17 protein-coding genes are annotated in these 14,542 nt (G+C 68.9%); 4 read left to right on the plus strand and 13 right to left on the minus strand.

What is annotated here, in order from left to right:
* Nucleotides 1-108 precede the first annotated feature (108 nt).
* On the minus strand, nucleotides 109-528 hold the full coding sequence (locus tag ACZ9YD_RS11135) for a VanZ family protein (RefSeq protein WP_465075278.1): 420 nt from the start codon (nucleotides 526-528) through the stop codon (nucleotides 109-111).
* 10 nt (nucleotides 529-538) lie between these two features.
* A complete protein-coding gene (locus ACZ9YD_RS11140; RefSeq protein WP_465075279.1) occupies nucleotides 539-1,723 on the minus strand; it encodes a class I SAM-dependent methyltransferase in 1,185 nt (394 codons plus the stop codon).
* 238 nt (nucleotides 1,724-1,961) lie between these two features.
* Here ACZ9YD_RS11140 and ACZ9YD_RS11145 point away from each other — a divergent pair, with 238 nt between their 5' ends.
* Nucleotides 1,962-2,693 carry a pteridine reductase gene (locus ACZ9YD_RS11145; protein ID WP_465075280.1) on the plus strand — a complete coding sequence of 244 codons (732 nt, stop codon included), beginning with the start codon at nucleotides 1,962-1,964 and terminating at the stop codon, nucleotides 2,691-2,693.
* 120 nt (nucleotides 2,694-2,813) lie between these two features.
* Here ACZ9YD_RS11145 and ACZ9YD_RS11150 read toward each other — a convergent pair whose 3' ends face one another.
* From ACZ9YD_RS11150 to tsaD, 11 genes are all read right to left on the minus strand, one after another.
* A complete protein-coding gene (locus ACZ9YD_RS11150; protein WP_465075281.1) occupies nucleotides 2,814-3,644 on the minus strand; it encodes a DUF6159 family protein in 831 nt (276 codons plus the stop codon).
* A gap of 109 nt (nucleotides 3,645-3,753) precedes the next feature.
* A complete protein-coding gene (locus ACZ9YD_RS11155; RefSeq protein ID WP_465075282.1) occupies nucleotides 3,754-5,016 on the minus strand; it encodes a glycosyltransferase in 1,263 nt (420 codons plus the stop codon).
* Complete coding sequence (locus ACZ9YD_RS11160) at nucleotides 5,001-5,582, minus strand: hypothetical protein (protein WP_465075283.1); 582 nt, start codon at nucleotides 5,580-5,582, stop codon at nucleotides 5,001-5,003. The genes ACZ9YD_RS11155 and ACZ9YD_RS11160 overlap by 16 nt, the downstream gene beginning before the upstream one ends.
* The gene (locus ACZ9YD_RS11165; protein WP_465075284.1) at nucleotides 5,572-6,735 is read right to left on the minus strand and encodes a glycosyltransferase; all 1,164 of its coding nucleotides are present in this window, start codon (nucleotides 6,733-6,735) and stop codon (nucleotides 5,572-5,574) included. Before ACZ9YD_RS11165 ends, ACZ9YD_RS11160 begins: the two co-directional genes overlap by 11 nt.
* Nucleotides 6,723-7,679, minus strand: a complete 957-nt coding sequence (locus ACZ9YD_RS11170) for an NAD-dependent epimerase/dehydratase family protein (RefSeq protein ID WP_465075285.1) — start codon at nucleotides 7,677-7,679, stop codon at nucleotides 6,723-6,725. The genes ACZ9YD_RS11165 and ACZ9YD_RS11170 overlap by 13 nt, the downstream gene beginning before the upstream one ends.
* Nucleotides 7,664-8,542 (minus strand): MBL fold metallo-hydrolase, encoded by an 879-nt coding sequence (locus tag ACZ9YD_RS11175; protein WP_465075286.1) that lies wholly within the window; start codon nucleotides 8,540-8,542, stop codon nucleotides 7,664-7,666. Before ACZ9YD_RS11175 ends, ACZ9YD_RS11170 begins: the two co-directional genes overlap by 16 nt.
* A 1-nt stretch (nucleotide 8,543) precedes the next feature.
* Nucleotides 8,544-9,548: a 3-oxoacyl-[acyl-carrier-protein] synthase III C-terminal domain-containing protein gene (locus ACZ9YD_RS11180; RefSeq protein WP_465075287.1), complete on the minus strand. Its 1,005-nt coding sequence runs from the start codon at nucleotides 9,546-9,548 to the stop codon at nucleotides 8,544-8,546.
* On the minus strand, nucleotides 9,548-10,051 hold the full coding sequence (gene folK, locus ACZ9YD_RS11185; protein WP_465075288.1) for a 2-amino-4-hydroxy-6-hydroxymethyldihydropteridine diphosphokinase: 504 nt from the start codon (nucleotides 10,049-10,051) through the stop codon (nucleotides 9,548-9,550). The genes ACZ9YD_RS11180 and folK overlap by 1 nt, the downstream gene beginning before the upstream one ends.
* 67 nt (nucleotides 10,052-10,118) lie before the next feature.
* Entirely contained in the window at nucleotides 10,119-11,435 is a 1,317-nt protein-coding gene (locus ACZ9YD_RS11190) for a mechanosensitive ion channel family protein (RefSeq protein ID WP_465075289.1), read from the minus strand.
* An 11-nt stretch (nucleotides 11,436-11,446) separates the two neighbouring features.
* Nucleotides 11,447-11,806, minus strand: a complete 360-nt coding sequence (gene folB / locus ACZ9YD_RS11195; RefSeq protein WP_465075290.1) for a dihydroneopterin aldolase — start codon at nucleotides 11,804-11,806, stop codon at nucleotides 11,447-11,449.
* Between the two features lie 113 nt (nucleotides 11,807-11,919).
* Nucleotides 11,920-12,957: a tRNA (adenosine(37)-N6)-threonylcarbamoyltransferase complex transferase subunit TsaD gene (gene tsaD / locus ACZ9YD_RS11200; protein ID WP_465075291.1), complete on the minus strand. Its 1,038-nt coding sequence runs from the start codon at nucleotides 12,955-12,957 to the stop codon at nucleotides 11,920-11,922.
* Between the two features lie 183 nt (nucleotides 12,958-13,140).
* Between tsaD and rpsU the strand changes: the two genes are divergently transcribed.
* The 3 genes from rpsU (at nucleotide 13,141) to ACZ9YD_RS11215 (ending at nucleotide 14,441) form a co-directional block, all read left to right on the plus strand.
* Nucleotides 13,141-13,356 carry a 30S ribosomal protein S21 gene (gene rpsU / locus ACZ9YD_RS11205; protein ID WP_101926061.1) on the plus strand — a complete coding sequence of 72 codons (216 nt, stop codon included), beginning with the start codon at nucleotides 13,141-13,143 and terminating at the stop codon, nucleotides 13,354-13,356.
* 144 nt (nucleotides 13,357-13,500) lie between these two features.
* Nucleotides 13,501-13,947 (plus strand): GatB/YqeY domain-containing protein, encoded by a 447-nt coding sequence (locus ACZ9YD_RS11210; protein ID WP_465075292.1) that lies wholly within the window; start codon nucleotides 13,501-13,503, stop codon nucleotides 13,945-13,947.
* Nucleotides 13,944-14,441 (plus strand): N-acetyltransferase family protein, encoded by a 498-nt coding sequence (locus ACZ9YD_RS11215; protein ID WP_465075293.1) that lies wholly within the window; start codon nucleotides 13,944-13,946, stop codon nucleotides 14,439-14,441. The genes ACZ9YD_RS11210 and ACZ9YD_RS11215 overlap by 4 nt, the downstream gene beginning before the upstream one ends.
* The last annotated feature ends 101 nt before the right edge of the window (nucleotides 14,442-14,542 follow it).

Below are 14,542 nucleotides of genomic sequence, written 5' to 3' on the forward strand. Positions count from 1 at the left end.
GACCCCACACTTCGAAGGGGTTGCCGTTCGATGGACTCGGGCCGCGCACAGCCCGCGAGGGCCCGGGTTGCGGCGTAGACGCCCCAAGGCGCTGCGGACAGCGCCTTGCTATCGCGATCCCGGACCGCCGCCGTCGAACTGCAGCAGCACATCGCGCAGCGGCGTGAGCCGCGTGGACAGGCCGACGATCACGCCGAGCGTGTTGGCGAATGCATCGGCGGGATCCTGCATGCGGGTCTGGGTCAACGCGCCCTGCGCGTATTCGAGACCGATGCCGAGCAGCACCAGTCCGACGCCCGCGCCCAGCAACGACGGCCAGCGCGCGTAGAGCTGTACAGCGGCCGCGGCCAGCGTGAAATAGGCGAGGAAATGGCCGAGCTTGTCGCCATCAGGCACGTCCGGCATCGGCACCGACGGCGCCAGCGACAGCACCACGACGGCCGCGATCGCCGCGATCCACAGCCCGCCCCACAGCGCCGGGCGACGCAGCGGCTTGAACGAACGGCCGAAGCGCGGACGTCGGCTCACGCGTGCGTGCTCAAAGACGATGGCTCATGTCGCCGATCAGGAAGGCGTGGTCGAACTCGACATCCTTCGCGAATCCGATCGCCTGGAAGGCCTCGCCCATTTCGCCCGGCAGCGTGAGCCGCTTGGCCTGCTGGCGCAGCGCATAGCGACCGGCCTCGTCCGTCGCCAGGGCCTCGTGCGCGGCCAACCGCTGTTCCAGACGGTTGCCGAGCAGCAGCGAGGTCTGGTTGCAGTAGCCGGCGAACTCGAAGCCGGCATGCGTACCGGCCTCGGCCAGTGCGGTGAAATCGACCGACGCGGTCAGATCCTGCAGGCCCGGCAGCGCGAACACATCGCCGGTGACCTGGTGGCGATGGAAGGCGCGCAGGGTGCCGGCGTCGCGATCGTCGCGGTAGAACTCGCGCCGCGCATAGCCGTAGTCGACGAACAGCATCGCGCCACGGGTCAGGCCACCGGCGACCGCCTGCACCCAGTACGGCAGCTGCGGCAGCAGTTCGGAGCGGTAGCCATCGGGCAGCGGCCCGCCGCGTTGACGCTCGACGTGGCGCACCGCCGAACCGAGCAGCGCATCGGCCGGGTGCACGGTGCGGCCGAAACCGTCGCCGTCATGGGTCACGTACTCCTCGAACACCTCGCCTTCGCCGATGACGAAGCGCGGCGTTGGCAGTGCATCGACGACCTCGTTGGCGAACAGCACGCCCTGCCAGTCGCCGGGCATCGGGCCGTCGACCCATTCCACGCGCGCGAACAGCTCCGCCGGCAGGCGCTGCTGCAGATGCGCACGCTGGCGCTCGCGCAGATCCGCGCTGGGTTCGAGGATCGCGTAACGCGCAGGCGTCGCATCGAGCGCCGCCAGATGCGCCAGCGCATCACCCGCGAACGCGCCGCTGCCGCCGCCGATTTCGAAGAACTGCGCATCCGCGCCGATCTCGCGCAGCACCGGCGCGAACGCCTCGGCGATGCATTCGGCGAACAGCGGACCCAGCTCGGGGGCGGTGACGAAATCGCCGGCAGCGCCGAACTTCGCCGCGCCCGCGCTGTAGTAGCCCAGGCCCGGCGCGTACAGGGCCAGCTCCATGAATTTCCAGAACGGAATCGCACCGCCCGCTTCGTCGATCTGAGCGTGGATCAGGGCGCGCAGGCGCTCGCTGTGGGCGAGCGCATCGTCGCTCGGGGCGTGGGGCTGGCTGGACATGCAGGGGTTCCGGAACAGTCACGGATCAGGATACGCGAGGCCACCTGACGGCCTGCCGTCACGCCCGCGCTTTCAGCACGCAAAAGGCGTCGGTGCGCGATGGCGGTCGGTCGCGATGCTTCTTCTCTCGCCCCAACCCCTCACCCGGCGGGAGAGGGACGATGACCGCCTCCGGCCCACGGGACTGGGACCGACCGGTGGCGTAAGGTGACCACCCATCGCCACCGCATGTCCACGCATGTCTGCATCCGCTCCCGTCGTCCTCGTCACCGGCGCTGCCCGTCGCATCGGCGCGGCGATCGTGCGTCGCCTGCATGCAGATGGCTACGCGGTCGCCCTGCACTGCAATCACTCGCGCGGCACCGCCGATGCGCTGGCTGCCGAACTCGACGCACAACGCGCCGGCAGCGTGCACGTGCTGCAGGGCGATCTGGCCGATGCGACCGTGCTGCCGAAGCTGGTCGAGGACACCGTCGCGCACTTCGGGCGTCTCGATGCGCTGGTCAACAACGCTGCGGCCTTCGCGCCGACGGCGTTCGATGCGACGGGTGCCGATGCTTTCGACGCGCTGATGGCGACCAATGCGCGCGCGCCGTTTCTGCTCGCGCAGGCCGCCGCCCCGCATCTGCGCACGACGCGCGGGGCGATCGTCAACATCGGCGATCTGTATGCCGAACGTCCGCGCGCCGATCTGGTCGCCTACGCGGCGTCGAAGGCCGCGCTGCTGGGTCTCACACGCGGCTTGGCCGTCGCGCTGGCACCGGAGGTCCGGGTCAATGCGGTGTCGCCCGGCGCGATCCTGTGGCCGGAAGACGGCGCGGATGCCACGCAGCAGGCGCGCATTCTCGAGGCGACACCGCTGGCCCGGCTCGGCAGCGCGGCGGAAATCGCCGACGCCGTCGCCTGGTTGCTGCGTGGCGGTTTCACCACTGGCGAGGTGCTGCGGCTCGACGGCGGGCGTTCGCTCTAGCCTCCGCCCGATCTGCGTCACGGGCATCTTTTGTAGGAGCGCGCTCGCGCGCGAACAGGCTCTCCAGCAAATCCCGCATCGCGCGCAAGCGCGCTCCTACAGTGGGCCTGCGGCGTACGCCTAGCGCTTCGGCTCGAATGCGTGTTCGAGCTGCGCGCCGGAGAATCCGTCCGGCACTTCGTGCGACATCGCGTAGCGATACAGCGCCGCCGAATAGATGCCGGTCAGCGCCGCCTGGTAGACGCCCAGCAGCAGCACGCCCAGCGCGCAGACCACACCGATAATCACGCCCAGCACGACTGAACTCTGCAGCGCGATGAAAGTCACGCCGACACCGATCATCGCGACCAGCGTGGTCAGCAGACCGAAGGCCGCGCCGATGCCGACGTTGCCGATCGCGTTCTCGCCCCAGGTGCGCTTGAGCAGGGTCACGCTCTGCTTGAGCGCGTCGATCGGGCCGATGTCGCGGCTGACCAGCACCGGCACGACCAGGAAGGTCGCCAGCGTCCAGGCCACACCGAGGCCGCTCCCGAGCAGCCGCACCAAGAAGTTGTCCTTGTGCTTGAGCGACTGCAGCAGCACGCCCACGGTCGCGGCGATGGCCGCGTAACCCAGGATCGCCGGCAAGCGGCGCCTCGCCGCGGCGAGTCCATCGGACAGTGTCGGATCGCCACCGTCGAGGCGGATCATCGCCGCGCCGACCAGCGCGCAGTTGAAGAACACGATCACCGTGTACTGACAGAAGTAGAAGACGAACGCGAGCAGCAGGCCGGCAAAACCGATGCCGTGCTCGAAGACGCGCAGCGCGAACAGCGGCAGCACGAAGGTCGCCAGCACCGCCAGCGTGGCGAGTCCCGACAGCATCGGGAACAGCATCAGTTCTTTGTCCGAACGCAGCACGGCCGCGCTCGCCTTCACCAGATCCCAGCTCCGCGACAGCTTGTCGAACATGATCGGTCTCCCCTGTGTGTACGCGACGCCGGCACGCAGGCGTCGATGCGATGGTGTCGCCCGGCAGGCGCGTTGCCCAGTGACAGACGTCACCTTCGGCGGTCGGGCACTACCACGACGTGTCGTCGGCGACCAACGTGACCAGCGGATGCGCATCGGTGGTCGCGCGCACCGCCGCCTGCAGCGCAGCCAGGCCCGCGAAGAGCGCCGGCTCGGCGAATGCGCGGCGCACGGCGGCCTCGATCCCGGCAGGATCGCGCAGCCACAGCGCCGCACGCGCGTGCTGCAGGCGCGCGGCGTGGTCGAACTGGTCGTAATCCTGCGGGCAGACGATCGCCGGGCGTCCCGCTGCCAGGCATTGGTAGAGGATGCCGGCGCCGCCGTGATGCACGACGAGGTCATAACGACCGACCCAGCGCGCGTAATCGACGTAGGCCAGCCGCTGATGGTTGCCGGCGTGCGCGTGATGCGTCGCCGCGGCATCGCCATCGGTGAAATGGAACTCGACATCCGGCATCGCTGCGGCCAGCGCGCGCAGACGCGCATCGAACGCATCCTTGGCCCAGCGCAGATGCGTGCCCAGCGTCACCAGCACGTGGCGGCGACCTTCGACGAAGCGTGGCGCGGCGCGTGGTGCCAGCCATGGCGTGCCGGTGCCGGGCGCGGGCAGTCGCGGCCCGACGAAGCGCAAGACCGCCGGCCAGGTGCGCGGAAATTCCAGCGCCTCGATGCCGAGCGCGAGGATGCGTTCGGGCGAGTAGACGGCCTCGCTACCGTCGTCGCGGTAGAGCTGCGGCAGACCCAGCGCGGTCATGCGCCGCCGGTACGCGCGATGCACGCCGCGCTTGAAGCCACGCACTGCAAGCCGTGCCAGCACGTGCCGGACGCGTTGGCCTGCATGCGTGGCAGGCAACAGGCCGCCCATGTAGGCCGGCGGCCCATCGGGTGACTCGAGCACGCACGGCGACGGCAGGCTGGTCCACCAGCGGATGCCGAGCGACTGCGCAACCGCGCCCGCGGCCGGCACGGTGAAATCGGCAATGACCAGGTCGGGTCGCGTCGCCGCATCCGCATAGGTGTCGCGCAACGCCTGCGCGAAGCGCGCCATGACATCAAGCGCGGCGCGCAGTTGCCGGTGCATGCGCAGCGGATGGTTGCGCACGGCATGGCGCGGGTCGGAGATCGCATCGAGCGCGCGTTCGGCGTTGACGTCGAGCAGCGGCACGCCGACGAGACCGGCGCGCGCAATCTGTGCCATCGCCGACGGCGTCGACAGCACGCGCACCTGGTGACGCGTGGCGAGTTCGCAGGCCATCGCGAGCACCGGATGCAGGTGACCGCTGTAGGGCGGCGCGATCAGGTCGATGCGCATGGCGTCGCCGCGATGAAGTCTTCGCACAGGGCCCGCACGTCGGGCTGCCGCAGGTACGCCATATGCCCGCCTTCGACGCGGCGCACCGGCCCGCGCCAGCCGGCACGCGAAATCCAGTCGCCACGACCCTGGACGCACAGCAGGCGGGCGACGTCCGGCGCCTGTCGTGCCACCGGTCCGTAGGCGAAGACATGCAGGCGCGCGCGTACCGATGCGTCCAGGTGCAGGTTCGCCAGCAGCTCCAGCCCGCAACTGCCGGCCAACAGCACGACGGCGCCGTCGCCTTCGAACATCGCCGCCACCGGTCCGCGGTGTTGCACCGCGAATGTGGGACGGCGCGCACCGATGTAATCGCCGAGATTGCGCCACGCCGCGAGCGGCAACGGCACGCCCGCATACCCGGACGTCGGCGCGACATAAGGAAAATTGGAGTGGATGCATGCCCGGCCCGGCGCGCACAGCGCATCGAGAAAAGCGTGCTGCTCCGGACTCAGACCGCAATGCGACGGATCGCTGCGCCCGGTCAGGAACGCGATACGGATCGGCGTGGCGGTCTCAGACGACATGGAAGCCGCCGTCGGCATGCACGCGATAGCGTCGGCTGCGCCAGCGCACCGTGCGCACGCAGATTGCATGCAACAGGTGCAGCGGCTGCAGAAGTTCGGCCAGCAGCGACAGCAGCGGGCGCTGCGGTGCGGAGACGCCGAGCCTGCGCTGCAGCCAGGCGGGCACGGCGGCGCGCAGCACGAACACGCCGATTACGCAGAGCGCACCCATCATCGTGGGCTGCACCGCCAGCGCCACGCCCATCGCCCACAGCAGCAGTGGCGGCAAGCCATGCAGCAGCGCGATCAGGACGCGCATCCGCATCGGCTGGCGTCGCAGCAGCAGCGTCGCGAACAGCATCCAGCGATGCATCTGGCGCAGGTAATGTGCCGCGCCGTCGATGCTGGTGCGCACGCGCACGGGGGCGATGGTCTGGGCGATGCGGCCGCCCTGCGCACGCACCCGGTCGGCCATCGCCAGGTCGTCGGCCAGTGCGTGCAGCAGTGGCGCGAATCCGCCCAGCGCGCGCAGGCGTGCGGTGCGCAACGCGTAGCACATGCCGTTGATCGAGACCGGCGGCGCCCACGTCAGCGACGCGAGATAGGTCAGGGCCGCGTTGTCGTTGACGAACTGCGCCAGCAGTCGACCCGGCAGGCGCTCGCCATCGTCGACGTAGCCGGGCAGCGCGGTCGCGATGTCGGCGCTGTCGAGCGCCGCGACCAGACGTGCGAGCGCGTCGGCGGTCAATGTGGCGTCATCGTCGAGCACCAGACACACCGGCGCTTCGACCGCGGCCAACGCGCGATCGAGCTTGAAGCTCTTGGGATTCACGCCATCCGGCGCAGGGGGATTGACGTGCACGATGATGGCGGCATGCGGATGCGCGTCCTGCAGCGATGCGATCACCGACTGCGCCTGCGAATCGCCGTCATCGATGAGCCAGTGGAAGCGTGCGTCGGGAAGTGCATCGAGCGTGCCGCCCAGTACCTCGATCAGCTTCGGATCACCACCGAGGATCGGCTGCAGGACCGCGACCTCGTGCATCGCGAATGCGGTATTGGCCGATCGCGTCGCTGCCTGCACCCGGATCACGCGCCACGCACCGACCGCGCGCAACAGCAGCAATGCGCCGTACGCGCAGGCGAGCAACGCCGCGAAAATCAGGCCGCCCACTGCGCCCGCTGCCAGGCGATGAAATCATCGATGCCGGTTTCGATCGACACGCTCGGCGGGCCGAGGTCGGCGAGCATGCGCGCCGGATCGAAGGTCTTCGAATACGCGAACACGCCGACGCCGAAGCGTGTCAGCGGCGGCTCGCCGCGCAGTCGCAGACCGCGCCACAGCCATTCTGCGACAGTCGCCAAACGCAAGGCAGCGCCGATGCGCACGCGGCGCGTCGGCGCGGGCAGCTCCAGACGCGCCAGCACGTCGAGCAGCAGGGCCTGGATGTCGACCGGCTGCGCGTTGGTCAGGTTGTAACTGTCGGCCGGGCGGTCCATTGTCGCGACGCGCAGCAGGTAATCCGACAGCGTGTCGATCTGGATCAGATCGCCGACCACGGGCCGGTCCTGCCCGGTGAACAACGGCAACGCACCGCGACGCGCGGCTTCGAGGATGCGCGGAAACAGCACCGTGTCGCCGACGCCGAACACTGCGCGCGGCCGCACGATCACATGCTCGCCGGGATAGTCGCGCACCAGCATTTCGCCTGCATGTTTGGTTTCGGCGTAGGTGTTGACGAACATCGGACCGGCCGGGCTGTCCTCGCGCAGGCCGACCTGGTGCGCTTCGCGGTAGAACACCGAACTCGACGACAGATAGACCAGACGCGGATGGCCGTTGCGGCGGCAGAAGTCGATGACGTGCCGCGTCGCATCGACGTTCTGCGCGATGTACTCGCTGCGTGTGCCCCAGGGCGACGAACGCGCGGCGGCGTGGATGACGACGTCGGGCTGCACCGGCAGGTCGAACGGCTGACTGAGATCGCATCTCACGTAATCCGGCAGGTTGGTCGCGCGGCGTCCGGTGCCGGTCAGCTGCAGATCGGCGCGCCCGGCATGACGCCGCATGAACGCGCCGCCGACGAAGCCGGACGCGCCGGTCACGAGGATGCGCATGCGATACCTCCGTGTGTGGGCGCGGATGTCGCCGCGCGATACGCGTCGAGACTGGCCTGGCAATGCGACGGCAGGATCGCGACATCGGGCGCGCTCACCGCGAGCGTGTGCAGGCGCTCGACCGTGCGCACGTAAGCCGTCCAGTCGTGCGTCACCAGCCGCGCCGGCCAGGTCGGCAGACGCCGTTCGCGGAACGTGAGATGCGACCAGCACGCGTCGGCGCACAGCAGGACCGCGCGGTCCTGCGCATCGCGCAAACACAGGCCCATCTGCCGCGGTGCGTGGCCCGGCATCGGCACCGCGAACAGGCTGCCGTCGCCGAACAGGTCGACACCTTCTCCCAAGGTGTCCCACGGCACCGGCAGCGCGCGCGCGATGCCATCGCCGGCGTAGCGCACGCGCGTATAGAAATCGCTCGGCAACAAGGCCGGCAACCAGCCGTTGCGCAGGCCGCGTACGCGCGACATCGCGCGCATCGACTCCAGATCCTCGCGCATGCAGATGAAGCGCGCGTTCGGCAGATCGCGCAGGCCGGCGATGTGGTCGGCATGGAAATGCGAGACCAGGCACCAGCGGATGTCGGACGGTCGCAGGCCGTGCGCGTCGAGCTGTACCTCGAGCCGCTGCGCCTGCGGCAGGTCGACGGGCGTCGCCCAGCGGTACAGACGCTCGGGGAATCCCGCGGTCGCATCCATGAAATGCGGCGCGTAACCGGTGTCGTAGAGGATCGCGCCTTCGGTCGGATGCACGATCAGCGCGACCATCGACGGAAACGTCACGTTGCCCCAGCGCCCGCCGGCCAGCGTGACGCGCTCGCAGTGGCGGCACCGGCCGACATCGAACAGGGTCAGATCGACGCGCACGTCAGTACCGCAGCGCCGCGCCGCCGACCGACAGGCCGGCGCCGGTGCCCAGCAACAGGCAAGTCTGGCCGCGCTGCAGGCGGCCGGCAGCGATCGCGTGATGCAACGCGTGCGGCAGCGAGGCCGCGACCTGGTTGCCGTGTGCGCCGAGGATGCGCACCGTGCGTGCTTCCGGCAGACGCAGCGCCTGCACGATGCGATCGAGTCCACCGCCCGAGGCCTGATGCGGGACAATGCAGTCGAGTGCATCGATCGTGAGGCCGGCCGATTCGAGCAGGCGCGTCAGCAGGCGTGGCAGACGACGGCCGGCCATGCGGAACGTCGCCGGGCCGTCCATCTCGAAGCGATAGGCATCGCGGTCGTCATGGCGCGGATCACCCGGCGCGATGCGCGTGCCGCCGCCGCGGATGCGGCAGGCATCCGCACCGTCGGCGAAGGTCTCCATGCGCCAGGCTAGCAGTGCCGAGTTCTCATCAGGCGCGGCGGCACCGAGCACGACCGCCGCGGCGCCATCGCCGAACAACGGTGCGGTGACCGGATCGTCGGCACGTAGGCCGCGCGACGGGACTTCGCTGGCGACGACGAGCACGCGTCGATACCGGCCGGCCGCGATCGATGCGGCGATCAGATCCAGCGCGACCAGAAATCCCAGGCAGGTCGCATTGATATCGAAGGCCGGAATGCCGGAGCTTCCGAGGCCCAGCGCGCGTTGCACCAGCGCGGCCTGACAGGGAATCGGCTGCTCCATGACCGCGCAGGTCGAGACGAGCGCATCGAGTGCGCTGCCGTCGATGCCGGCTGCCTGCAGGGCCGCTTCGGCGGCACGCGCCGCCATCCATGACGCGGTTTCGTCACTGCCAGCGACGCCGCGCATCGCCACGCCGGTCGCGGCTTCGCTGCTGCCCGGCGCCAGCCCGAGCCGGGTATCGAACACCGTCGACGCCACGCGCTGCGCCGGGTGATGGCAGCCGGTGCCGAGAATGCGCAGGCCCGCAGGCGCGTCCATCAGACGGGCGCGTCCGCGTCGACTCCGTCCACCCGCTCGAACACCGTGTCGCGATCCGCATGCGCGTCCCACAGCTGCGCGAGCGGCGTGCCGTCCACGGGATGCCGCCATCGCGGCGCAATTTCCGCCGCGGGCCGCAGGACGAACGCGTGGCGCAGTTCGTCACGCGGGATACGGAGATTGCCAGCGCCGCTCAGCACCGCGTCGTCGAACAGCACGATGTCGATGTCGAGCGTGCGATCGCTGTAGCGCGGGCCACTGCGATCGCGGCCGCGTGTGTCTTCGAGTGCGTGCAGCCAGTCGTTCAAGGCTGTGGGCGCGAGATCGGTCCGCACCGTCGCCGCGGCATTGAGAAAATCCGGGCCGGTGTAGCCGACCGCGGGAAAGCGGTAGACCGCCGAAACCACCACCTCGTCGAAGCGCGCCCGCAACGCGGCGATCGCCGCGCGCAGATGGGTCTCGGGATCGACATTGCTGCCGAGGCTGAGCAGGGCGATGGGCATGGCGCGCTCCGGTGGGGACGCCATGATCGCCCATCGCCCCGCATTCGCGCGAGGCGTGGGGCGTCGCTCAGCCGGCGTCGGGTGCCGGCATCGACCGGTCGGCATGCGGTCGCGGGCCCTGCGCATCGGCGTCCGCGCCGTCGGCGTCCATCCGGTGCAGATTCACGTCCACCGGCGCATCGCTGTGGGCCTGGAATACGCGCAATCCGAACTCCGGCAGGATCGCCAGCAGGTGATCGAAGATGTCCGACTGGATGCCCTCGTAGACCGCCCACGCGGTGTTCGAGGTGAACGCGTAGATCTCCAGCGGCAGGCCGGTTTCGGTCGGCTGCAGCTGGCGCACCAGCAGGGTCAGCTCCTGGTGGATGCCGGGATGGTGGCGCAGGTAGTGCTCGATGTACGCGCGGAACGTGCCGAGGTTGGTCACACGACGCGTATTGACCGTGTCGGCACCGTCGAGGCGCGCATTCCAGTCGTCCAGCTCACGATGTTTCTCGTCGAGATATCCGTCGATGATCTGGAACCGGTGCAGACGCTGCACGTCCTCGCGCTCCAGGAAGCGCACGCTGCGCTGGTCGATGTACAGCGATCGCTTGATCCGGCGCCCACCGCCCTCGCTCATGTGCCGCCAGTTCTTGAACGAATCACTGACCAGCTTCTTGGTCGGCACCGTGGTCACGGTGCGATCGAAGTTCTGCACGGTGACCGTGTGCAGGGCGATATCGATGACATCGCCATCTGCGTTCTGGCCGGGCATCTCGATCCAGTCACCGACGCGTACGCGGCCGTCGTTGCTGATCTGCACGCTGGCGACCAGCGAAAGAATGGTGTCCTGGAAGATCAGCATCAGCACCGCGGTCATCGCGCCGAGGCCGGTGATGATGTGCAGGAACTCCGCACCGATCAGCGTGGCGACCACGGAAATACCGACCAGCACGAACATGATGATCTTGACGATCTGGAAGTAGCCCTTGATCGGCTTGCTGCGGGCCTCGGGCCGGCGCTCGTAGGCACCGTTGATCAGATCGAGCAGGCGCGCGACCGACAGCGCGACCGTCAGCACGATGAAGGCCTGGCACAGCGCCCGCACGATCGTCACCAGCTGGGGCGGCATATCGGGAACGAAGGCGATACCGGCGGAGATCACCAGCGCGGGCACCACATTGGCCAGGCGCGGAATCACGCGCAACTGCACGTCGTGGTCGTGTTCGCGTCCGCCGAGCGGTGTCGCGCGCAGCACGCGCATCAGGCCGCGCAGCAGCACGCGCTTGGTCAGCCAGTTCGCCAGCCAGGCGACCAGCAGGATGCCGCTCATGACGATCAGGGGGTACGCAAAGGGATACGGCGCCAGCGCCGATTGCAGATTCTCCAGCTGTTGTTGCATCAATTGACCTCTTATTTCGGGGGCGCGTTGCGCTCGATGATCACGCCAACCGCGCGCGCGCCACGCACCGCACCCGGCTTGCTGAGCTTCAAGCGTACCGAAGCGACCTTGAACTCATCGATCACGATCGCCGCGCAGTGCTCGGCCAAGGTCTCGACCAGACCGAATTCCGACGCGGACACGTAGTCGATCAGCCGCTTGCTGACCGCCTTGTAGTTCAGCGTGTCGGCAATGTCGTCGCTGGCTGCGGGCACGCGGTTGTCGAACGTCATTTCGACGTCGAACACCAGCGGCTGGCGGATGCGCCGCTCCCAGTCGTAGATGCCGATCAACGCCTCGATCTCGAGGCCTTCGATGAAGACTTTGTCCATGGGGAGGCCGTGATTGGTGATTGGTGATTGGTGATTCGGAGCAGCGACAGCTTAGCGAGTGCGCGTCACGAGGCCGCCACGTTCGCGACAACCACGCTCTGTCGAATCACCAACTACGGCACCACCGCCAGCGGCGGCAGCGACGCCATATCCCAGCGCGGCACCACGTGCACCGCGGCATCGCCATGCTGGCCGGCTTCCAGACGCAGCGCGCCAGCGAACGCGATCATCGCGCCGTTGTCCGTGCACAGCGCCGGACGCGGGAAGCACACGCGACCGCCGCGACGCTGCGCATCGGCACGCAGCTTCTCGCGCAGACGCGTGTTCGCGCCGACGCCACCGGCAACGATCAATGTGTCGAAGCCCGTGGCATCCATCGCGCGCGCGCATTTGATCGCCAGCGTGTCGACCACCGCATCTTCGAAGCCACGGGCGATGTCGGCCTTCGTCGTGTCGGTCTTGTCGCTGGCCTGCCAGGCCAGCAGCACCTGGGTCTTGAGTCCGCTGAAGCTGAAATCCAGACCCGGGCGCGTGGTCATGGGCCGCGGGAACTTGAACGCGCCGGGCGTGCCGTGTTCCGCCAGCGCCGCCAGCTGCGGACCGCCGGGATACGGCAGGCCCATCATCTTCGCGGTCTTGTCGAAGGCCTCGCCGGCGGCGTCATCGAGCGTCTCGCCGAGCAGGCGGTAGCTGCCGATCGCGTCGACCGCGACCAGCTGCGTGTGTCCGCCCGACACCAGCAGCGCCACGAAGGGCGCGGCCGGCGGATCGTCTTCCATCAGCGGCGCCAGCAGATGGCCTTCCATGTGGTGCACGCCGATCGCGGGCACGTCGAGACCCCAGGCCAGCGCACGCGCGACGCCGGCGCCAACCAGCAGCGCGCCCACGAGGCCGGGCCCAGCGGTATACGCCACCCCGTCAATGTCGCCGGTCGACAGGCCGGCTTCGTCCAGCGTCTGCCGCACCAGGGGCAGCAGTTTGCGCACGTGGTCGCGGCTGGCGAGCTCGGGCACCACGCCGCCGTATTCGGCGTGCAGCGCGATCTGGCTGTAGACCGCATGCGCGCGCAGACCGTCGGCGCCTCCGATCGCGGTGTCGTACACGGCGACGCCGGTTTCGTCGCAGGAGGTTTCGATGCCGAGGACTTTCATCGGGGGACTGCCTTTGAAGCGGAAACGGAAGGCCGCGGCGGGCGCGGCGACCCCACGGCTTGCACACCGCTGCAGGGGACCGCTATGATACGCGGCTCGCCGGGCCTGAGCCCGGTGGTATCGCATTCGAAATTCGATTCGAGCCGGCCGTCAGGACCGGACGATCAGATCCCCGGAGATTCCATGCCAAGCGTCAAAGTCCGCGAAAACGAGCCCTTCGAGTTTGCGCTGCGTCGTTTCAAGCGCACCTGCGAGAAGGCCGGTGTGCTCGCTGAAACCCGCAAGCGCGAGTTTTACGAGAAGCCGACCCAGGAGCGCAAGCGCAAGGCAGCTGCTGCTGTGAAGCGTCAGTCGCGTCGCGTTTCCCGCGACGTCACCAAGCGCCAGCGCCTGTATTGATCGGCCCGGGCCGGGGGTTCCCCGGCTCGACCGTTCGATGAAGCACAAAGCCGGCAGCGCATTGCGCCGCCGGCTTTTTGTCGTCTCCGCCGTGGGTCCGCCCGGTCCCGGCACGTCCCGCACCCGTTGCACCCGGAGCCCGCCATGACCCTGAAGCAGCAACTCACCGAAGACATGAAGGCCGCGATGAAGGGCGGCGACAAGCACGCACTCGGCGTGATCCGCCTGATGCTGGCCGCGATCAAGCAGCGCGAAGTCGACGAGCGCATCGAGCTCGACGACGCCGCCGTGCTGACCGCACTGGAGAAGATGGTCAAGCAGCGCCGCGATTCGGTCAGCCAGTTCGAAGCGGCGAGCCGCGAGGATCTGGCCCAGGTCGAGCGCGAGGAGATCGTCATCATCGAGCGCTACCTGCCGGAGAAGCTCGGCGAAGACGAGATCCTGGCCGCGATCGCCAGCGCCAAGGCCGAAACCGGCGCCGCCAGCCCGGCCGACATCGGCAAGCTGATGGGTGTGCTGAAGCCGATGCTGGCTGGCAAGGCCGACATGGGCGTGGTCTCGCGCCTGGTGAAGCAGTCGTTGGGCGGATGACCGCCGGCGACGGCATCGTCCTGCGCCCGGCACGTCCGGGCGACGTGCCGCTGGTGCTCGCGCTGATCCGCGAGCTGGCGGATTACGAACGCCTGTCCGATGCCGTCGTCGCCGATGCGGCCCTGCTCGCCGACGCCCTGTTCGGCGATGCACCCGCGGCCGAAGTCGTGATCGCCGAAGTCGACGGCATGCCCGCCGGCTTCGCACTGTTCTTCCACACGTTCTCGACCTTCCTCGGCCGTCGTGGTCTGTATCTGGAAGATCTCTTCGTGCGGCCCGCGTATCGCGGCCGCGGCATCGGCACGCAGCTGATGCGGCATCTGGCTGCACTCGCGGTCGCGCGCGACTGCGGCCGTTTCGAGTGGACCGTGCTCGACTGGAATGCGCCGGCGATCGGTTTCTATCGTGCGCTCGGTGCACAGCCGCAGGACGGCTGGACCGTGCAGCGCGTCGAAGGCGACGCCCTGCACGCACTCGCGAAGACGACGCGCTGAAACGCCTGGCGCTTCACGCGCTGCTACGACCTCGTGCATAAGGTGACGGCAACGCCGCAGTGGACGCACGCGCTCCACACGTCGGCCTTCAAGAATCGCCA

It is taken from the genome of Luteimonas sp. AC640a, from assembly GCF_979256585.1.